Here is a 373-nt window from a genome sequence, read left to right on the forward strand (position 1 = left end):
ACGGTCAGCCTGGTGCTGGATCCGGCCACGAACAAGCCGGTGCTGTCGTTCACGCCCGCGGCGAACTTCAACGGTGACGTCAGCTTCACCTACACCGTCACCGACGGCACGACCGAAGTCAGCCCGACCGTGTCGGTGTCGGTCAAGCCGGTGTCGGACACGCCGGAAGGCGCCGACGTCACCCGCGCCACGCAGGAAGACGTGCCTTACGTGGTCAAGGGCGAAGACCTGGGCCTGACCGACGTCGATGGCGACGCCCTGAAGGCCGTGCGCATCGACACGCTGCCGACCGATGGCAGCCTGCAGCTCAATGGCGTGCCGGTCACGGCAGGCCAGGTGATCAGCGCGGCCGACCTGGCCGCAGGCAAGCTGG

The 373-nt window shown here is 68.1% G+C and carries 1 protein-coding gene; it reads left to right on the forward strand.

Going from position 1 to position 373, the window contains the following annotated elements:
* The coding region (locus EYS42_RS17135) for a cadherin-like domain-containing protein (protein ID WP_165456848.1) at positions 1-373 on the forward strand (373 nt) is incomplete at both ends.

It is taken from the genome of Aquabacterium lacunae, from assembly GCF_004310865.1.
GTDB lineage: Bacteria > Pseudomonadota > Gammaproteobacteria > Burkholderiales > Burkholderiaceae_C > Aquabacterium > Aquabacterium lacunae.